Source organism: Aerococcus christensenii, assembly GCF_001543105.1.
Classification (GTDB): domain Bacteria; phylum Bacillota; class Bacilli; order Lactobacillales; family Aerococcaceae; genus Aerococcus; species Aerococcus christensenii.
Genome location: NZ_CP014159.1, coordinates 1,022,862 through 1,041,166, shown reverse-complemented (window position 1 = coordinate 1,041,166; position 18,305 = coordinate 1,022,862). Strand labels below are relative to the sequence as shown.

The following is an 18,305-nucleotide window of genomic DNA, read 5'->3' as shown; positions in this document are numbered from 1 at the left end:
AGGATATGAAACCCTAGTTTTCCTCATTGTTTACCATTCTGCGTCTTAATCTTCTATCCGATCAAAACTCAATCGAATACGACGATGACCTTCAACACGCACACTATATAAAATCGTACGAATGGCATTCGCTACTCGTCCATGCTTACCAATCACTCGCCCGACATCATCTGGATGTAAGTAGACATGATATTCTAAGAATTCATCCCCGTCTTTGATGCGAATTTCCATGGCTTCTGGATGACTTACAAGAGGTTCAACAAGCTCATTTAATAAAAGGTCAATATTAGGCATCGTATTAGGCATGTTGATCACACTTATCTTTATTTATTATATTTTGCTTCGTGATGTTTTTTCATAACGCCTTGGCGAGAAAGAATGTCACGTACAGTATCTGTAGGTTGTGCCCCATTTCCTAACCATTTTAAAGCTAATTCTTCATCAAGAACAACTTCTGCAGGATCAGTTGTTGGGTTATAAGTCCCAATCTTTTCAATAATCCGACCATCACGTGGTGAACGTGCGTCTGCTACTACAATACGGTAAAATGGGTTACGTTTAGAACCCATACGTTTTAAACGAAGTTTAACTGCCATGAATAAAATTCCTCCTTATGTGTTACTTCTTATTCATTATTCACATTTACATACTATACCAAAGTTATCTGTAAGTGTAAAGTATTTTTTCTTTACACTTTTATCAAAAGATTCCACATGCCAACTTTCTTACAAAAAATCGCTAGCTCCTGTCATTCGCCCCTAGATTTAGAGGTACTTACGACTGGCTAGCGATTTTTAATTAATCTCGTCTGCCTTTCTTAGTTTTATTTTTGATCACGTTTGAAGGGATTGAAGATTACACTCAGGCCTCCTACTAATAAGCATACACCCAAGGAAATCATCTCCGCTTCTGCTCCTGTCTTCGGAAGGGACTTCGGCTTCCCTGCTTGAGACTCTTGAGCAGGTGATGCAACTTCCATCGTATTCTTCGAATCCTCTTTGCCTCCCTCTTTATGCGGTACACTTGAAGGAATCTCCTTGTCCGGTTCTTTTGTTGTTTTCTTCTTGGCAAGGTCTTTTTGAAGCTGCGGGGTATCAGCAGGTTACACGCCTTGGGGAATTGCCTTGTCTTCTTTCTTCTGAATTGGCTTCTCCTTCTCCATGCCAGCCGATCGGTCCTTGACTTGGACAGGAACGGCGGGAGCATGGCTTAGGCTCTCGGTTGCTTGAACTGTGGGAGTCAAGAACAAGACTGACCCGATCACTGCGCTATCGACGCCGACCGTGAACTTCCGAATCCCATAACGCGGCTGGCTCTCGTTAGATGGTTTCATGTGATTTCCTCTTTTCTTTTTTTTATTTTTTATAAGTTAGCGCAAGAACGCCCATTCTTAAGGCGTGTTATCACTATCAGAATTGTTAAAAAAAAAGCGCAATAAATTCTAAGCTCTCGCCCTCTCTGCCTTCCTTAGGGCCGCTTGTTTAAAGACTGGCTTTTTATTTTTCAAAGAGCCGGTGCAGACATTTTCTTATCTTTTACAGAACATTTGGTTGTCTTCCGTTCTTGAATTGCCTGTGCCTTCAATAGAAGAGTGGGGATTTTGAGGATCACTTATTTTTCCTGAGTAAATAAGATCCCCTTCTGTTTCAACATTTTTGTCTAAGTGGGAGAGTGAGGGGCGGAAGCGTGGGACTGTTTCTATTTTCTCCTTCTTTCTGACGCATTGTTTATGAAATGATTAAGACTTTTTCAAACGGCCTATTTTTTTATTTTGTCCCTTGCTTTTTATGTGACGCATTATATAATGAATGTGATGCAACGCTAAAGTTTAAAGAAAGAAGTTGATACGGTATCAAGTAATATCCAAGCTATTCTTTTATCATTGTTCTTGTTTGTGTATCTATGTATTTACTTTATAGAAAGAGGTCAAAGTATGACTGGTATACCTTTAGTATTTGTTTTTATCCTTTCTATCATCGCCATGATCCTCTTAATCAGTAAGTGGAAGGTCCATCCCTTTCTAGCTATTATGCTGATTTCAGCCATTCTCGGCTTACTGGGTGGCATTCCGCTCATCTCGAGTGTTGGCGAAGGTGGGAAGAAGATTATGGGCTTGCCTGAAGTTATCGGGGCGGGTTTCTCCTCCACCTTCTCAAGCATTGGGATCGTGATTATCTTTGGTGCGATGATTGGGACTTTCTTGGAAGTCACTGGTGCCGCCTTAAAATTAGCGGATATGGTGATTAAGTTAGTCGGCCCTCATCGTCCAGAGCTTGCTATTGAATTAATGGGTTGGGTAGTCTCCATTCCTGTTTTCTGTGATTCAGGTTTTGTTGTTTTAAACCCTATCCGTAAAGCCTTAGTGAAGCGGACAGGCGCTTCTTCTGTGGCAATGACGGTCTGCTTATCTGCCGGGCTCTATGCGTCGCACGTCTTTATTCCGCCTACACCAGGTCCTATCGCCGCTGCCAATACGCTCGGCATTGGTAATCAATTCTTATTAGTCATGCTTTTCGGAGCGATCTGCTCAATTCCTGCTCTTATTACTTCTTACTTCTATGCTAAGCACATCGGTCAAAAGGAACAGGCTCGCGATGAGGCGGATTCTGACTCTATTGAGAAGACCTATGAAGAACTCGTTGCAGAATATGGGCAATTGCCAAATGGCTTTATGGCTCTTGCGCCTATCATTGTTCCTATCTTACTCATGGCCCTCTCTAATATTGCCACTTTAGCTCACTGGAAGGGACTAGGTGCAGAACTCTGTATCTTCTTTGGAACACCTATTATGGCTTTAGCGGTTGGGGTTGTCCTCGGGGTCTATCTCGTCCTTCAACAAAAAATGGTCGATAAACTTTACAAAATGGTCGATGATACCTTAAAAGTATCCGGTCCTATTCTCTTTGTGACCGCTGCTGGTTCTGTTTTAGGGAAGGTGATTGCTTCTACAAGTCTCGTTTCCTTTATTACAGCAAATGCTAATATTCTACAATCGATTGGAATTCTCTTCCCGTTTGTTCTCTCGGCCTTACTCAAGACCGCTCAAGGATCTTCTACCGTTGCGCTGACCACAACTGCTGGGATTATGGCACCCCTTCTTCCAGCTCTCGGCCTTGCTTCGCCGATTTCAAGTGTGTTGGTCGTTATGGCGATCGGTGCTGGTGCCATGACCGTTTCTCACGCGAACGACTCTTACTTCTGGGTAGTGACAAACTTCGGGCAAATGACGCCTAACCAGGGTTACCGCACGCAAACTGTTGTCACACTCATCGAAGGGATCAGCTCAATGGCTTTGATCTTTGTCTTATCTTTATTCCTACATTAGTCTGACTTTATTATGAACCAAGGAGCATTTATCATGACTTTCTCTGATTTTCAAAAACAACTGGTCACTCAAACCATCACGGCTTGTCTACCAGATACAGCTGTTAAGCGAGCTTTAGCAGACTTACCTGAAGTTTCTGGGCGAAAATTATTTATTGCCATTGGCAAAGCCGCTTGGCGGATGGCAAAAGCGGCCGTTGACTATCCAGGTGTCACCTTTGATCAAGGGCTTGTGATTACCAAGTATGGACACTGTGAGGGGGAGTTAGCTAACGTCACCCTCTTAGAAGCTGGTCATCCTATTCCAGATCACAACACACTCCAAGCGACCCAAGCCGCTATGGACTTGGTCAGTTCTCTGACCTCAGAGGACTTAGTAGTCGTCTTACTATCTGGTGGGGGATCTGCTCTCTTTGAGAAGCCCTTGGTTTCTTTTGAAGAATTAACACAAATTACAAATGCTCTTCTGGCTAAAGGGGCTGACATCGTAGAAATTAACACCATTCGCAAACGTCTCTCCGCTGTCAAAGGTGGGAGGTTTGCGGAATGTTGTGCACCTGCCCACGTTTACAATATTATTTTAAGCGACATTATCGGGGATCCGATTGATATGATTGCCTCTGGTCCTACTTATCCTGATGCTTCCACTTGCAAAGAAGCGCAAGCGATCGTCGAAAAATATCAGTTGTCACTCTCTGACCAAGCCCAAGAAGCGCTCACTCATGAAACTCCTAAGCAATTAGATAACGTCACCACCCACCTCTCTGGAAGTGTGAGTGAATTATGCACCGCTGCCCAAGCTTTTCTTGAGGAAAACAGCTTCCAAGTGACCCTCCTCACCTCTTCTTTAGCATGTGAGGCTCGGGAAGCTGGGAAATTTATGGGAGCGATCGGTAAAAACTATGCAGAAAGTACACGCCCTCTTGCCTTTCTAATCGGTGGAGAAACTGTCGTACATGTCACAGGAGACGGCAAAGGCGGACGCAATCAGGAAATTGCTTTAGCGGCTGCGGAAGTGATTGATGGCTTGGACAGTGTTCATGTGCTCAGTTTTGGGAGTGATGGTACAGATGGCCCAACAGATGCCGCAGGCGGCTATTCTGACGGTCAAACTTTAACACGCTTAAAAGAAAAAGGACTCCAAATTCATGAAGTCCTTCAAAGAAATGATGCTTACCATGCCTTAAAGGCTATTGACCAACTCATAGTCACTGGCCCAACAGGCACCAATGTCAATGATCTTTCTTTAGTTCTGATTATTCCAAAAGGAACTCTTCTTTAAAAAAGAAAACACATCCTTACATCCTACACACATAAAAACACGCGGGGAGCTGTTGAACATACAGCTTCCCGCGTGTTTTATTTTTATTAAGTGAAATTAATCGTCCTTGCGACCTTTTGTTTCTACATCATGAGAAAGGATAGCTAGGAAGTCATCCATTGCCAAGCTTTCTGTTGCTTTTGATCCATATTTGCGGACAGTGACTTGGGCGTTTGCTATTTCGTTATCCCCAAAGACTAATTGATAAGGGACTTTTTGTGTTTGAGCTTCCCGAATCTTGTAGCCCATCTTCTCATTGCGATCATCGACTTCTACTCTAAAGCCTTTTGCTTTCATGGTATTAGCGATTTGGTAAACGTAATCGGCGTGTTTTTCTTCACTCACTGGAATTAACACGGCTTGAACAGGCGCTAACCAAGTTGGGAAGGCTCCCTTGTATTCTTCAATCAAGTAGGCCATAAACCGTTCCATGGTTGAAACAATGCCACGGTGAATCATCACTGGGCGATGGGTATTTTGACCATCTTCTCCTACATAGGTGACGTTGAACCGTTCAGGTAAGAGGAAGTCTAATTGAATAGTGGATAAGGTTTCTTCGTTGCCTAAGGCTGTACGCACTTGAATATCGAGTTTTGGTCCATAGAAGGCAGCTTCTCCTTCTGCTTCAAAATAATCCAAGCCTAAATCATCCATAGCGCCCTTTAACATGGCTTGCGCTTTTTCCCACATTTCATCATTATCAAAGTATTTATGGGTATCTTTAGGGTCTCTATAACTTAAACGAAAACGATAATCGGTAATATTGAAGTCCCGATAAGCTTCACGAATCAAGTTTAAGACGCGGGTAAATTCTTCTTGAATTTGATCTAAACGTACAAAGATATGGGAGTCATTCAGGGTCATTTCCCGGACACGTTGTAAACCAGAGAGAGAACCTGATTTTTCATAGCGGTGCATCATCCCTAATTCTGCGATACGAATAGGGAGTTCGCGATAAGAATGAACATGATTTTGGTAAACCTTGATGTGGTGAGGGCAGTTCATTGGACGAAGAACATAGGATTCCCCATCTTCAAAGGTCATTGGTGGGAACATGTCGTCTGAATAGTGTTCCCAGTGGCCAGAGGTCTTGTAGAGGTTCACATTGGCCATAACAGGCGTGTAAACGTGTTGATAACCAGCTGCTACTTCTTTATCGATGATATAGCGTTCAATGATGCGACGAACCGTTGCCCCTTTTGGCAACCAGAAAGGAAGTCCTTGTCCAACTTCTGGATCTACCATAAAGAGATCTAACTCTTTGCCCAGTTTGCGGTGGTCACGTTCTTTGGCTTCTTGGCGACGTTTAATATCTTCTTTCAAATCTTTTTCATTGAAGTAAGCTGTCCCGTAAATTCTTTGCATCACTGGGTTTTCAGATTTTCCACGCCAATAAGCGCCCGCAAGAGAGAGCAGTTTGAAATGTTTAATATAGCCTGTAGAAGGCACATGGCCGCCACGGCAAAGGTCTGTAAATTCGCCTTGACTGTATACCGTGAGGGTTTCATCTTCTGAGAGGTCATGAATAATTTCCAATTTGTAAGGATCATTTTTAAACATTTCTTTGGCTTCTTGGCGAGTGACCACCCGTCCTTCAATTGGGAAGTCTTCTTGCACTAGTTTTTGCATGAGGGCTTCAATTTCAGGAAGTTCTTCTTCACTGACTTGGAAGCCTTCCCCATTATCGGTGTCATAATAAAAGCCGTTTTCAATGGCTGGGCCTACCCCTAACTTAATGTTAGGATGAAGGCGACGTAAAGCCTGCGCTAAAAGGTGTGCACTGGAATGTCTTAGAATATCTAGGGCTTCTTGCGCAGTATCGGCTTGCTTAGGATCAATAATCCGAACGTTTCCTTCTTCATGAATTCCTTCATCGAATCCCTTTAAATGACCATTTAATTCAATGGCAACGGCCCGCTTGGCCAAGGAATTACTGATGGATTTAGCCACTTGGCGTCCCGTTACGCCCTCTTCAAATTCTTTGACTGCCCCATCTGGGAAAGTTAATTTTATCATTTTTCTTCCTCCTCAATAAAAAAACGCCCCTTCTGAAATTCTCAGAAGGGACGACTAGTTCTTATTTAATCGTGGTTCCACCCCAATTTGCATCTCTACAGATGCCTCTTAAGCTGAATAACGCCAGCTGAACGTTCAACTCATCGCTGAAAAGCAAGAAGCGGTCGCCTGCAGTACTTGTTCGGATGTTTTCAGCTTTTACATTCGTCTCTTTAAACCATCCTGCACTTGTTCTTCTCATATGAATTTATTATACGCATATTTTTTACTTTTTCAATAGTTCCCCTAAAGTTTTTAAGCTCCGTAACGCCGGTTGCGTCCTCCCATAGCCACTTCTCGACTAAGAGCATGTATCCGTTCCATGATTCGTTCTGCCTTAACGACTTCTTCGTCCCCTTGATTATTATGGGCCAGATGTTTTCCTAATTCTTCCATCGAGAAATTAGATGTGAAGAAAGTCGGACGTCCGCTACTGAGTCGCCCTTGTAAGAGAACGCCTAAGATTTCATCACGCGCCCAGGAAGAATTGTTCTCTGCCCCAATATCATCCAGCACAAGAACTTCTGCTTCTTTAAGTTCTGTCAAACGTTCTTGGACTTTATTGGTTTTAATGGCTTGTTTCATCTGAGTAATAAAACTTGGATAGTGGAGAATCATGGTCGTATGTCCAAGTTCTGCTAATTGATTAGCAATAGCTGCTGACAGGTAGGACTTGCCTACCCCAAAAGGGCCATATAGATATAGCCCTTTCCCTTTGAGCGAGGAATTAGGGTGAACGCCTTCTATAAATTCTAGGGCTAATGTTAACGCTTCTTGTCTTTGGAATTCGCTTACATCAAACTTCGGTAAGCTGGCTTCCCTTAAATCTTGAGGAAGGTCCCTCAAAAGAACCCGTTTTCTCCGATGTCTTTCTTTTTCTTGGGCTAAGAATTCATCATTGGCCACATACTGTAAGTCGATATAATTAACGTTCATTATCAACTTTGGATAAAAGTACAGGAACTTCGTATTTTCGCCCTTTGCTAGTGCTTCCTTTTGTTGAACAAATTCATAAAGTTTAGAAAGCGACCGCTGGATCATAGCTTCATCCACCTGGTCTTGGTGGCTCTTCAAAAAAGCTTGCACATCCGAATCACTTAAAATTTCTTTTTTCATTTCTTTTAATTGAGACTGTACGCGAGGATTTCTAACTTTTTTTTCTAATTCTTGGCCAATATTTCTCATGCCTTATCCTCCTTTTGCAAAGCTTTTATCCGCTTTTCTAAAGCTTTTGTTTTCCCTTCATCTACTTTTTGTGGGACTTCTTTCTTTTGATCCGTTTTTTCTTTTTGTTTCAACCACTTAGGTTGAACTTCTTGATAGGTCTTTCGCCCGTAAGTTTTCTTTTTTTGAAGCTTGGCGGTTTTCTTTTGATAGATAGCCATCGCGCGTTGATTCAGATATTGAACAGCTTGCTCTGGACTTCTGACTCCCTTTTGCGCCCAATCATTGACAGTTGCTTCCACAACATTGGCTTGTAAGGAAGATTGGCTCTCCGTCACCAAATAATAATGAATCAAAATATTCAAACTTCCTGGATCAATCACCTGTTGATTGAGTAATTTCTGAAGGAGATGGCCTTCTTTAGTGGTTAGATAACCGCCCTTTTGTTCTTTGATAGAGCGTGCAAAGCTGGCAGGCGGATAGGCTTTAGCTAATTGGACTAACTGTTGACTAGCCGCATCTAATGGAGGGGGTGAAAGGGGAGGAGTGGGAACCTTTTCCGTCCTTTGAATTTGAGAAGCTTTTAAAGAAGTTTCTTCAGCGGCTTTCACGGCTAAACTTTGGTAATAAGAAACATCGACTTGATTGGTGCGAATATCTGCAGCCTGCAGAAGGAACTTGGCTAAATCTTCCTCTCCCATCCCATAAAGCTGGTGAAGAGAGAGCGTCATTTGTTTCACTGTATTCGTTACTGCATTTTCGCTGAGGAAGTTTCCTCTCACTAATTCCACAAAATACTTCATATCAAAAGTCATTTGTTTTTTGTCTAACAATTGTTTGGGAGAAGAGACATGGATAAGAGTATCGAAGGAGGCTGTGGCCTCTTTGGCATACGAACTCACCTGATGATAAGCGTCTTGAAAACTAATCGTGATATTGTCCCAGTCTTCGGCTTTAATCGTTGCATATTCGGATAAGGAAAACTGTTCTTTGAGTTGATTAAATCTTTTCTCCCCCACATGATCCAAGAGGAGAGTAGACATAATGGCATCTTGAAAGAACTTATCAGAAGAAACTGGCGCAAGTAATTGATAAAGGACTTGTGGTTCTTCCCATTTCTTTTTATTCATAAACACATTGAGTAGGCCAATTCCTTCTAAACGATGGCGACTTCTAATATAGTCTTCCTTACTAAATACCAATTGATCCATCAATTGGGCATGAGAAAGGTCCTCTGAACTTGTCGCTCCCTTTTTCAAATAGGTCAAAAGCGTCATATATAAAGCAAAAGCCTTGGCTCCAATAATTGGTTGATAAAGATAGCTTAGTACCTTAAAATCCCAATCTGTAAAGGGAGAGTGAAGGATAATCCGTAGCCCTTCTCTAGGATTTAACGTTTCCCAATTGTTCACAATGTTCTCTCCCTTCTCTTTGTTTTAATTCTCTTCTGTCTTTCCCTTAGCTTCTTCGCGTGTTTTATCTTCGTTCGAGGCTTGCATTGCTTTGAGTTGCTTGATCTCTTCTAAAAAGACTGTTGGATCTTCAAAATGCCGATACACACTCGCATAACGGATATAAGCCACTTCATCAATAGAAGGCAGAATATCCATAACCATCTCACCAATTAAAGTCGATGGCACTTCATTTTGTTCCTTTTGTCGCACCTCTGACTCAATTTGCTTCACAACATTTTCCAACGTTTCCAAAGCAATTGGACGTTTCTCACAAGAGCGTACCAAGCCTTGCAATAATTTTTTATCTGAAAACTCTTCCCGAGTTCCATCCCTCTTAACGACTAAAAGGGGTTTTTCTTCAATACTTTCAAAGGTTGTAAAGCGAAAATCACAATGACTACATAAGCGACGACGCCGAATAGAGAAATTATCCTCTACCGGCCTAGAATCAATCACTTTCGTGTTACTTTCATGGCATCTTGGGCATCGCATATTCCCTTAACCTCCTTAATACAAACTTATTCAACCTACTGGAAGGGAGGAGGAGCGTCCCTTTTTCTTCAGTGAAACTTTGGATGAAAGGATCCTTTTTTGCTTTTATTTCCTCCTCTTTTTCTTATTATATTATATCTTTAAAAGTCCATATTCTTCAACAAGAACCTCTGTTTTTCCCTTATAAATCACAAATTATTATGCTTTTTATCGACTAGAATGACTCGCCTACTAAAATTCAAAAAAGCATCCCGACTTAAAGAGTCGCTAAGAAAGATCGTATCTGATCTTAAACTCTCCAAGAGGATGCCTGATTTTCATTCATTATGAAGGGGCAAAACCATTAATTGCTAGCCAAGCTTCCACTTGCTGTTCTGTAGAGTGGATAGTATCCGTATTATCAATGATAACATCTGCTCGGCGGACTTTTTGCTCAATATTCATTTGAGAAATCATTCGCTCAATGGCTTCTGACTCCTCCAGATGATCTCTCGCCATTAGACGCTTAAGTTGGATACTTTCCGGCACATAAACCACCATGACAGCATCCACTTCTTGCTCATATTTCATCTCATAAAGCAGTGGAATATCTAAAACAATCAAGTCTTTCCCCTCTGCCTCGTAGTTTTTCACCTTTTCTTTTATTTTAGACTGAATGCAAGGTTGCACCACCCGATTAAGACGTTTTCGCGCTTCTGGGTTTGAAAAAATCGTTGTCGCTAATTTTTTACGATTTAAAAGGCCATTAGGGAAGACATACTCTTCTCCAAATTCCTTCACGATGGCCTCTAAGCCTTCTTCTCCGGGCTCTACGACTTGGCGGGCCACAAGATCTGCGTCCACGACAGGAAAGCCTAAGTGTTTAAAATAGCGACTAACCGTCGACTTTCCTGTTGCAATCGAACCTGTAAGTCCCAAACGATAGGTCATTGTTCATCCTCCACTTCTTTACTTGACATCGTACCAGGTTTTTCCGTAGTTACAATCTACAACCAAAGGAATAGAAAGGCTCACGGCTTCTTCCATCACTTGCCTTACAAGTGCTTCTAAACGAGCAAGGTCACTTTTAGCCACTTCAAAAATCAACTCATCGTGGACTTGCAATAACAAATTGCACTTTAAATCGCTCTTCTCTAGGACTTTTGCCATATGGAGCATGGCCACTTTGATGATATCCGCTGCGGTGCCTTGGATAGGAGAATTCATAGCCGTTCTTTCCGCAAAAGAGCGCAGATTAAAGTTTTTAGCTTTCAAATCCGGCAAATACCGTCTCCGATGAAAGAGCGTTTCGGCATAGCCCTTTTCTTTAGCCACTTCTACACTTCGCGTCATATATTTCGCTACATCAGGATAAATTTCAAAATATTTGTCTATAAACTGTTTGGCTTCTGCTCTAGAGATATGAAGATTTTGGCTGAGACCATAGTCACTAATACCATACACAATGCCGAAATTAACGGCCTTGGCTTTTCGTCTTTCCTCTGAACTGACATCTTCTTCTGGTTTGTGGAAGACCTTGCTGGCAGTAGCGGTATGAATATCTTTCCCTTTTAGGAAGGCTTCTCTCAAGTGTTTATCTCCTGACATATGTGCCAATACCCTTAATTCAATTTGAGAATAATCGGATGAGAAAATCACCCAATCTTCTTTCTCTGATAGAAAGGCTTTCCGAATTTTTCGCCCCTCTTCTGTTCGAATCGGAATATTTTGAAGATTAGGGTCTGCCGAACTTAACCGTCCTGTCGTGGTTAGGGTTTGGATAAAGCGCGTATGCACTTTCTGATCTTGGGTATGAATATCATCTAGAATACCTTCCACATAAGTCGATTGGAGTTTAGCTAATTGGCGATAGTCTAAAATCAAATCAATAATAGCTTCTCCTTTTAATTTTTCTAATTCTCCTTGAGCGGTCGAATACTTTCCGGATTTCGTCTTCTTGCCCCCCTTCAGTCCCATTTTTTCAAATAAAATATGACTAAGTTGTTGGGTAGAGTTAATGTTAAAGCTTTCTCCGGCTTCTTGATAAATCGCCTCTTCTAAGACTTTAAGTTGTTCCTTATATTCTTCTGCCAAAGATTTTAGGCTATCTATAGATACATACATCCCTTGACTTTCCATATTGGCCAAGACCTTAGCTAAAGGTAATTCCATTTGCCGATATAAATCCATCAACTGATCTTCTTCTAGACGCTTCCAAAGCATTGGCAACAAAGTATCTATCATAGCAACCTTTTGGGCAAGATATGCTTCTACTTTCGTTTGATCTTCTGGAAGGCTGCGATTTTTGCCTTTTCCATAGATTTGCTCTTCAAAAGGTAATTGGGTTTGACCTAATTCCATCGCAATTTGAGCAAGGTCCCCGCTTAAATCTTTAGCATAGATCAAATAAGCCGCAATCAAGAGGTCTTCTTCCACCCCTTCAAAAGTCACTCCCGCTCTTTCTAACATAATCCGTGTTCGTTTGCTATCAAAGACTTTCTTTTTTCGGGTCTCGTCTGCTAGCCATTCCTTAAAAGCGGTTGAAGCCCATGCTACTTCAGGGAATGCCCCATAAATCTTATCTTTCTTTTTCCAAACGAGGGCAAGGATTTTTCCAAGATGATAGTTGGTCTCTAACATTTCCACATAGAAAGCAGCAGATTCTGTGGGAATCTGCTCTTCTGTGATTTCAGATACCCATTCATAATCCACTGAGAGGTCTTGGTTTTCAGAAATTTCTCCTTGCTTTTCTTCTCCTAGTAATTGGGTCAAGAATTGATTGAAGTTCATCTCCCGGTAAAAATCCGTCAATAAAGGAATATTTTTATCAGGAATAGCCAGCTCCTCTACTTTTACTTCAACGGGCGCATCCAAAATAATTTTGGCCAGCGTCTTAGAGAGAAAGGCTTGTTCTTTGTCATTTTTTAGATTTTCTAAACGCTTTTTTCCAGTGACTTGATCTAAATTTTCGTAAACCCCTTCGACGGAGCCAAAATCTTGAATTAATTTTAGGGCGATTTTTTCTCCAATGCCAGTGACGCCAGGATAGTTATCTGAACTATCTCCCATTAAAGCTTTGACATCAATAATTTGTTCAGGTCGAATGCCTTGATTTTGGAGAATACTTTCTGGCGTATAGGTGGCTAATTGCGTAACTCCCTTGCGCGTAATCTCCACCCTGACGTGATCCCTAGCTAACTGTGTTAAGTCTTTATCTCCAGAAACAATGACAACTTCCAAGCCTTTTTCTGCTGCTTGCATCGCTAGGGTTCCAATAATATCATCGGCTTCGTAATTCACTAATTCCGTATGGGAGATCCCGAATCCATCTAGTAATCGGTTAAAGAAAGGCATTTGTTCCCTAAATTCAGTAGGCGTAGAGGCCCGGCCTCCTTTATAATCTTTGTACATTTTTGTTCGGAAAGTGGTTTTTCCAGCATCCCAAGCTACCAAAGCATGGGTAGGCTTTTCCACTTCTAAGAGATGTGTCAACATTAAATGAAAAGCATAGAGTGCATTGGTATGCAGGCCTTCCTTATTTTTAAAGCGATCTAAATCATGCAAGCCATAAAACGCACGAAAAGCAAGAGAGCTTCCATCAAATAAAAGTAACTTGTTCGATTGCGTCAATCTTTTTCTTCCTTTCTAAAAATTTTTCTATTCTTAGACCATACTGAAACCATAAGAAAAGCTGACGCGGGTCTTTCAAGGAATTCAACCTTTCGGCTAATTCTAAAAGCTACCACATCGCCAGCTTTTTACAAAAATCACAGTTATGGTAATGTCAGAACTTGTCCTGGATAAATAATATCACTTACTTTTAGGCCATTGGCTTGAAGTAAATCTCCAAGTCTTACACCATAAGTGACCGCAATTTGAGAAAGCGTATCTCCAGATTGAATGACATAGTTTCCTTGAGAAGAAGTCTGAGCGGCAGGAGCTTCTTCTTTTGAAATTTTGACTTGCCCTGGTCTAGCCGCTAATTGAAGGGATTGTCCTACAAAAATAAGATCAGACTGCAAGTTGTTTGCTAGCTTCAATTGTTCTACTGTCAAGCCATTATCCCGCGCAATTTTCCATAAAGTATCTCCAGATTGAACTTGATAGGTTTGTGGTGAAGAAACTTCTTCGATTACCTGAGTCTCCACTTTTTCTGCTTTTTGGCTTTCCAGAACAGGAGCAGGGACTTCCTCTACAGTTCCTGAAGTTTTAACGGAGAAAACTTGCCCTGGGAAAATGAGATTTGAAGTTAATCCATAAGCTTGTTTCAACTCTTCAACAGTCGTTCCTAAAGCTTGAGCGACTCGCCATAAGCCATCTCCTGGTTGTACCGTATAAGACTTAGTGCTTTCTGGTCGCTGCACTTCCTTTTGTACTTGCTCTTTTGGAGCCTCTTCTTGCAAAGCGAAAGAAGAAGGGGTTAATTTTAACACTTGCCCTGGGAAAATTAAGTCTGACTTTAAGCCATTGGCCGCTTTTAGAGCGTCTACAGTGGTTCCTAAAATTTGAGAAGCTGCCCATAAACTATCCCCAGAACGAACGGTATAAGTTTTGACTTCTTCATTCACTGGAGCAGATGAACGGAGTCGAGACTGGCTCTTGACAGCCGGCTGCCCTTCAGCTTTTAAATTCTCGACTGCTGGATTCACTTGATCATAGCGTGTCAACCCATTACTTTCAATAATACTATTCAGCTTGCCGGCATAGGCTGTATCCGTAGCATACCGCCCCGTTAACCAAGCAGTAGCCTCTCGATAAGAGTTCGTTTGGCTTTTAAAGGCGCCCTTATAGTAATTCGGATTCCAGGATGGTCCCTTCTTCAAAGTCGTTACATAATCTTGTAAAGATTCTCTATAACTTGGATACTTTTTAAAACTATCTTTGATCTGGTAATAATTTCCGTGTCCATCATCTTCTAAGGTATTCATCCGAGTAGATTGTCCCTTATAGCTTCCCTTGATTCCAAAGAGATTATTATAGGGAGCTTGAGATAAGCGACTGCTTCCATATCCCGATTCTAAGGCCGCTTGAGCCATCATCACGGAAGCATAAAGATCATTTTTATTCGCTAAATCGTAAGCGTCAGGTAAAATTTTATTTAAAAAAGCATTATTCGTTTTCTGTAAGTTGTTATGCTCTGCCGCTTGGGCTGATGTGGGGTGCACTAACTGATGGAGCCCACCTAAGGCAAGTACTGAACTTAGTAATACCGCACTTTGCTTTAAGATTCTTTTATGAGTTAAGTAACTAGGGTCAAAAAGGGTCATGTCTCTCCGTCCTCCTTTATGAGTTTCTACCTTTCTATTATAAAGCAAAGCGCGGTAAAAAAGAAAGCGTAAAACAAAGAAAGCTTAGAATCCTTCCTTACTTTTCATTTAAAATCGTTTATAATAAACTTTATAAAGGAGTTTTTATGTTTAAAAATATTGTACAAATTACCCACCAACTGATTCTTGACCATGTAAAAGTCGGGGACTGTGTACTTGATGCGACGATTGGTCGAGGCTATGATACGGCTTTTTTAGCGCAATTAGTGGGCCCAAGCGGCCAAGTTTATGGTTTTGATATTCAACCCCAAGCCTTACAAGCCACTCAAGAGCGCCTCAAAGCGTTGAATTTGGGAGAAAATGTTCACCTTTTTCAAGCCTCTCATGCCAAACTTGATAAAATCCTTGGTCCACAAATTAGCTTTGATTGCGTGATTTTTAATTTGGGTTACTTGCCCAAGGGGGATAAAACGCTCACTACACATGCCGAAAGTAGCTGTCAAGCCATTCAGCAGTGTCTTCATCGCTTAAAGTCCAATGCTCTATTGCTCATTGCTTCCTATATCGAACACCCTGGCGGTCAAGAAGAATATCAAGCTATTCAACACTTTTTATCCCAAATTGATCAAAAGCAATTTTCCTGTGGGCAGTTCGAATTTATTAATCAAAAAAATCAGCCGCCTAAATTATTTATCATAGAGAGGAGACCTTCGCATGTCCTTTAATTCCCACCCCTTGAAAGCCTTCCAAAAATTTAAAGGTGGGCATCCTTTACTTTATTTTTATTTTCTCTTATGGGGCCTTTTTCTTTTGCCGAATATTGTCACCATGCACCTTTTCCCTCAGTGGAAATGGACAAATTTTTTCGTGACTTTATTTTTCTGCTTTGGCACCATGGTTCTCTACTTTTTACTCACCAACGCTCCATTGACTCACCGTCATATGACGCCTAAACATTTAATTCTATTGGAGATTCTCTTGTTGTGCTTGATATTGTTCACTAGTCTCTTGAACGGATGGCTGCCTGCGAGTTTGATGAGCATTCTATGGGTACTCAGCCATAGTCCTATTCTCTCTCAAAAAATTTCACCTATCCTCTGCCCTATTGTCTTCGCATGTCAAATCCTTATTTCCTTGAATTTGATGGAATATCAAACCGTTGGCATATTTTGCACAGGGATACATCCCTCTTACTTAGCCTTACTGATAGGTATACTTTTCTTGCTGAGTTCTTTCTATTTCGATACGCCTTCTACTAAAACTTTACGGTCTCTATCTGTATTGAGTATTGTTTTATCGGGAATACTTGCTGTACTTTTTTTCAAAACGGACTTACTCTTTTTAATTTATTGGACGCTCCTCTTATTGATGGCTACTCTCTACTACAAGTACGCGCTTAATCAACTTGACTTAGATTTTTAATATAAGGCTTTCAAAAAATTCCTCTTTCTCTTAGACTGAGGGATTTTTCTATGCCTACAATAATGTGATCCAATAACTCAATGCCAAGTAATTTTCCCGCTTCTGATAAGCGTTTAGTAAATTCAATATCTGCTTGAGAGGGTTCGGGATTTCCTGAAGGATGATTATGTCCGACAATGATTTGAGCAGCAGACACTTTAACAGCTTCTCTGTAAATTTCACGCGGGTGAGCCACAGAAGAGGCCAAGCCCCCTACAAATATAATTCTCTTTTTGATAATTTCGTTTTTCACATTTAGATAATATACTAACACATTCTCTTGCTGATAATGGCCAATATCTTCTATAAACAATTGACTGGCTTGATCGCTCGACAAAATGACTCCTTTTTTTTCTTGTTTAGCATAAGTCATTCGTTTTCCTAATTCCATCATGGCTTTGAGTTCTACAGCTTTGGTTAACCCCACCCCTTCAAAAGCCTGCAACTCTTCCAGCGAGGCCTCTCTCATTTGATATAAAGTTTGAAAACTTTGAAGCATCATCATTGCAATGCGTAAAGCACTATTTTTTTTGCCCCCACTTCTAATGATAATAGCCAATAGCTCATAATCTGAAAGTGCTTCAGGTCCCTCCGATATTAACCTTTCTCTTGGGCGAATAGACTGGGGAAGATCTCGGAGGGCAATTCCAATATCTTCTTGTTTCATTATAACCACCTCTCTCTATCCTCCCGTTTTTTCTCTTTCTTTTTTTGATTTTTAAATTTTTCGTTCTCTCATTCTTACTCTCTTTAACAAAAAATGGTGCTAATGCCCGTTTTAATAGGCACCAACACCAATTCTTGGATGATTTTTATTACTTATTTATCTTGAAGATACTCGTCTCCAGGTTTATAGAAAGTTCGACTATCTAAACCAACGATTTTCGAACTAAAATGTCCAGGCTCTACCTCTTTAAGATGATTCTCTATCATATTTAATTTAGCATCTAAGTCATCAATTCGATGTAAAACTTCCGCTTCAAGAAGTTGAGGGCGAACAGGACTTCCATATTCGTATTCCCCGTGATGGGCCAAAATCATATGCTTCAAGAGAACCACTGCCTCATCTTTTTGTTGATAGCCTAGCTGTTTTGCTACCAAACTAATCTTTTGCCCCATCAAACTAATGTGCCCTATAAGATTGCCTTCAAGGGAATATTCCCCACTTAGAGGATCCTTAAATTCAATCACCTTCGCCGCATCATGGAGAATGACTCCCCCATATAGCAAGCTCTTGTCAATCACTGGATACTGGTTAGCGATGGCCTTCGCCTGGCGGAGCATTGATAAGGTATGAAAACCTAATCCCCCAATAAAAGCATGGTGATGGCTCTTAGCTGCTGGATAACTATAAAAACTCTCCCGATACTGACTCATAATGGTCTGGACAATGGCTCGAATTTTAGGGTGCACAATTTCTTTAATGGTATCAGCAATTTCTTTTTGCATTTCTTCTTTAGAAACAGGTCCTTCGATAATAAAATCGTTTGGAGATAGCCCTTCTTCTGCTACTCTCATTTGAATAATCTTCACTTGAGGCTGCCCATTATAAATATCACGCATTCCTCTTAATCGGACAATCGTTCCACTCGTAAACTTCTTCACTTCTTCTGGTAAAGCGCTCCAATACATTCCCACAATAGTTCCAGATTTATCTTGGAAAGTAAACGCCATGTATTCTCGATCATTTCTATCCTTCAAAACCTGGACATTTTTAATTAATATATAAATTTCAAATTTTTCCTGTTTGGGGATATCGTAAATGCGGCGATTATCCATCATGAACAT

Annotated in this window: 17 protein-coding genes; 4 read left to right on the top strand and 13 right to left on the bottom strand. The window is 41.0% G+C overall.

Annotated elements, in window-relative coordinates:
• Positions 1 to 45: 45 nt before the first annotated feature.
• From AWM71_RS05000 to AWM71_RS04990, 4 genes are all read right to left on the bottom strand, one after another.
• Complete coding sequence (locus tag AWM71_RS05000; protein WP_269447855.1) at positions 46 to 306, bottom strand: KH domain-containing protein; 261 nt, start codon at positions 304 to 306, stop codon at positions 46 to 48.
• A gap of 17 nt (positions 307 to 323) precedes the next feature.
• Positions 324 to 596, bottom strand: a complete 273-nt coding sequence (rpsP, locus tag AWM71_RS04995; protein WP_060776919.1) for a 30S ribosomal protein S16 — start codon at positions 594 to 596, stop codon at positions 324 to 326.
• Between the two features lie 227 nt (positions 597 to 823).
• Positions 824 to 979 carry a hypothetical protein gene (locus AWM71_RS08250; RefSeq protein WP_158320033.1) on the bottom strand — a complete coding sequence of 52 codons (156 nt, stop codon included), beginning with the start codon at positions 977 to 979 and terminating at the stop codon, positions 824 to 826.
• A gap of 123 nt (positions 980 to 1,102) precedes the next feature.
• Positions 1,103 to 1,333, bottom strand: coding sequence for a YSIRK-type signal peptide-containing protein (locus AWM71_RS04990; RefSeq protein ID WP_060776918.1), 231 nt, complete (start codon positions 1,331 to 1,333; stop codon positions 1,103 to 1,105).
• Positions 1,334 to 1,933: 600 nt separating this feature from the next.
• Between AWM71_RS04990 and AWM71_RS04985 the strand changes: the two genes are divergently transcribed.
• Together AWM71_RS04985 and AWM71_RS04980 are read left to right on the top strand one after the other, a co-directional pair.
• Positions 1,934 to 3,325 (top strand): GntP family permease, encoded by a 1,392-nt coding sequence (locus AWM71_RS04985; RefSeq protein ID WP_060776917.1) that lies wholly within the window; start codon positions 1,934 to 1,936, stop codon positions 3,323 to 3,325.
• A 33-nt stretch (positions 3,326 to 3,358) separates the two neighbouring features.
• Positions 3,359 to 4,606 carry a glycerate kinase type-2 family protein gene (locus tag AWM71_RS04980; RefSeq protein WP_060776916.1) on the top strand — a complete coding sequence of 416 codons (1,248 nt, stop codon included), beginning with the start codon at positions 3,359 to 3,361 and terminating at the stop codon, positions 4,604 to 4,606.
• A 96-nt stretch (positions 4,607 to 4,702) separates the two neighbouring features.
• Here the strand turns inward: AWM71_RS04980 and thrS are convergent, their stop codons facing one another.
• The 7 genes from thrS to AWM71_RS04945 all read right to left on the bottom strand — a co-directional run bounded on the left by thrS (position 4,703) and on the right by AWM71_RS04945 (position 15,056).
• Positions 4,703 to 6,661: a threonine--tRNA ligase gene (gene thrS, locus AWM71_RS04975; RefSeq protein ID WP_060776915.1), complete on the bottom strand. Its 1,959-nt coding sequence runs from the start codon at positions 6,659 to 6,661 to the stop codon at positions 4,703 to 4,705.
• Positions 6,662 to 6,955: 294 nt separating this feature from the next.
• The gene (gene dnaI / locus AWM71_RS04970) at positions 6,956 to 7,885 is read right to left on the bottom strand and encodes a primosomal protein DnaI (RefSeq protein WP_060776914.1); all 930 of its coding nucleotides are present in this window, start codon (positions 7,883 to 7,885) and stop codon (positions 6,956 to 6,958) included.
• Entirely contained in the window at positions 7,882 to 9,276 is a 1,395-nt protein-coding gene (locus tag AWM71_RS04965) for a DnaD domain protein (protein WP_060776913.1), read from the bottom strand. The genes dnaI and AWM71_RS04965 overlap by 4 nt, the downstream gene beginning before the upstream one ends.
• A 24-nt stretch (positions 9,277 to 9,300) precedes the next feature.
• Complete coding sequence (gene nrdR, locus AWM71_RS04960; protein ID WP_060776912.1) at positions 9,301 to 9,810, bottom strand: transcriptional regulator NrdR; 510 nt, start codon at positions 9,808 to 9,810, stop codon at positions 9,301 to 9,303.
• A 324-nt stretch (positions 9,811 to 10,134) separates the two neighbouring features.
• Complete coding sequence (gene coaE, locus AWM71_RS04955; protein WP_060776911.1) at positions 10,135 to 10,740, bottom strand: dephospho-CoA kinase; 606 nt, start codon at positions 10,738 to 10,740, stop codon at positions 10,135 to 10,137.
• An 18-nt stretch (positions 10,741 to 10,758) separates the two neighbouring features.
• Positions 10,759 to 13,419 (bottom strand): DNA polymerase I, encoded by a 2,661-nt coding sequence (polA, locus tag AWM71_RS04950; RefSeq protein ID WP_060776910.1) that lies wholly within the window; start codon positions 13,417 to 13,419, stop codon positions 10,759 to 10,761.
• Positions 13,420 to 13,562: 143 nt separating this feature from the next.
• Positions 13,563 to 15,056 carry a LysM peptidoglycan-binding domain-containing protein gene (locus AWM71_RS04945; RefSeq protein ID WP_060776909.1) on the bottom strand — a complete coding sequence of 498 codons (1,494 nt, stop codon included), beginning with the start codon at positions 15,054 to 15,056 and terminating at the stop codon, positions 13,563 to 13,565.
• A 146-nt stretch (positions 15,057 to 15,202) separates the two neighbouring features.
• On the opposite strand from AWM71_RS04945, the gene mnmM reads away from it, so the two are divergent.
• Together mnmM and AWM71_RS04935 are read left to right on the top strand one after the other, a co-directional pair.
• Positions 15,203 to 15,781 carry a tRNA 5-(aminomethyl)-2-thiouridylate-methyltransferase MnmM gene (gene mnmM / locus AWM71_RS04940; RefSeq protein WP_060776908.1) on the top strand — a complete coding sequence of 193 codons (579 nt, stop codon included), beginning with the start codon at positions 15,203 to 15,205 and terminating at the stop codon, positions 15,779 to 15,781.
• Positions 15,771 to 16,478: a hypothetical protein gene (locus AWM71_RS04935; protein ID WP_060776907.1), complete on the top strand. Its 708-nt coding sequence runs from the start codon at positions 15,771 to 15,773 to the stop codon at positions 16,476 to 16,478. Before mnmM ends, AWM71_RS04935 begins: the two co-directional genes overlap by 11 nt.
• Positions 16,479 to 16,488: 10 nt before the next feature.
• Here the strand turns inward: AWM71_RS04935 and radC are convergent, their stop codons facing one another.
• A complete protein-coding gene (radC, locus tag AWM71_RS04930) occupies positions 16,489 to 17,184 on the bottom strand; it encodes a RadC family protein (RefSeq protein ID WP_060776906.1) in 696 nt (231 codons plus the stop codon).
• A gap of 152 nt (positions 17,185 to 17,336) precedes the next feature.
• Positions 17,337 to 18,299 (bottom strand): 3'-5' exoribonuclease YhaM family protein, encoded by a 963-nt coding sequence (locus AWM71_RS04925; RefSeq protein WP_236701106.1) that lies wholly within the window; start codon positions 18,297 to 18,299, stop codon positions 17,337 to 17,339.
• Between the last annotated feature and the right edge of the window lie 6 nt (positions 18,300 to 18,305).

Bases quoted from the DNA above. Each gene is read 5' to 3' on its own strand.
- coaE (WP_060776911.1), bottom strand. From the start codon at position 10,740: ATGACCTATCGTTTGGGACTTACAGGTTCGATTGCAACAGGAAAGTCG.
- thrS (WP_060776915.1), bottom strand. From the start codon at position 6,661: ATGATAAAATTAACTTTCCCAGATGGGGCAGTCAAAGAATTTGAAGAG.
- dnaI (WP_060776914.1), bottom strand. From the start codon at position 7,885: ATGAGAAATATTGGCCAAGAATTAGAAAAAAAAGTTAGAAATCCTCGC.
- AWM71_RS04990 (WP_060776918.1), bottom strand. From the start codon at position 1,333: ATGAAACCATCTAACGAGAGCCAGCCGCGTTATGGGATTCGGAAGTTC.
- AWM71_RS04935 (WP_060776907.1), top strand. From the start codon at position 15,771: ATGTCCTTTAATTCCCACCCCTTGAAAGCCTTCCAAAAATTTAAAGGT.
- nrdR (WP_060776912.1), bottom strand. From the start codon at position 9,810: ATGCGATGCCCAAGATGCCATGAAAGTAACACGAAAGTGATTGATTCT.
- radC (WP_060776906.1), bottom strand. From the start codon at position 17,184: ATGAAACAAGAAGATATTGGAATTGCCCTCCGAGATCTTCCCCAGTCT.
- AWM71_RS05000 (WP_269447855.1), bottom strand. From the start codon at position 306: ATGCCTAATACGATGCCTAATATTGACCTTTTATTAAATGAGCTTGTT.
- AWM71_RS04925 (WP_236701106.1), bottom strand. From the start codon at position 18,299: ATGATGGATAATCGCCGCATTTACGATATCCCCAAACAGGAAAAATTT.
- rpsP (WP_060776919.1), bottom strand. From the start codon at position 596: ATGGCAGTTAAACTTCGTTTAAAACGTATGGGTTCTAAACGTAACCCA.
- mnmM (WP_060776908.1), top strand. From the start codon at position 15,203: ATGTTTAAAAATATTGTACAAATTACCCACCAACTGATTCTTGACCAT.
- AWM71_RS04980 (WP_060776916.1), top strand. From the start codon at position 3,359: ATGACTTTCTCTGATTTTCAAAAACAACTGGTCACTCAAACCATCACG.
- AWM71_RS04945 (WP_060776909.1), bottom strand. From the start codon at position 15,056: ATGACCCTTTTTGACCCTAGTTACTTAACTCATAAAAGAATCTTAAAG.
- AWM71_RS04985 (WP_060776917.1), top strand. From the start codon at position 1,934: ATGACTGGTATACCTTTAGTATTTGTTTTTATCCTTTCTATCATCGCC.
- AWM71_RS08250 (WP_158320033.1), bottom strand. From the start codon at position 979: ATGGAAGTTGCATCACCTGCTCAAGAGTCTCAAGCAGGGAAGCCGAAG.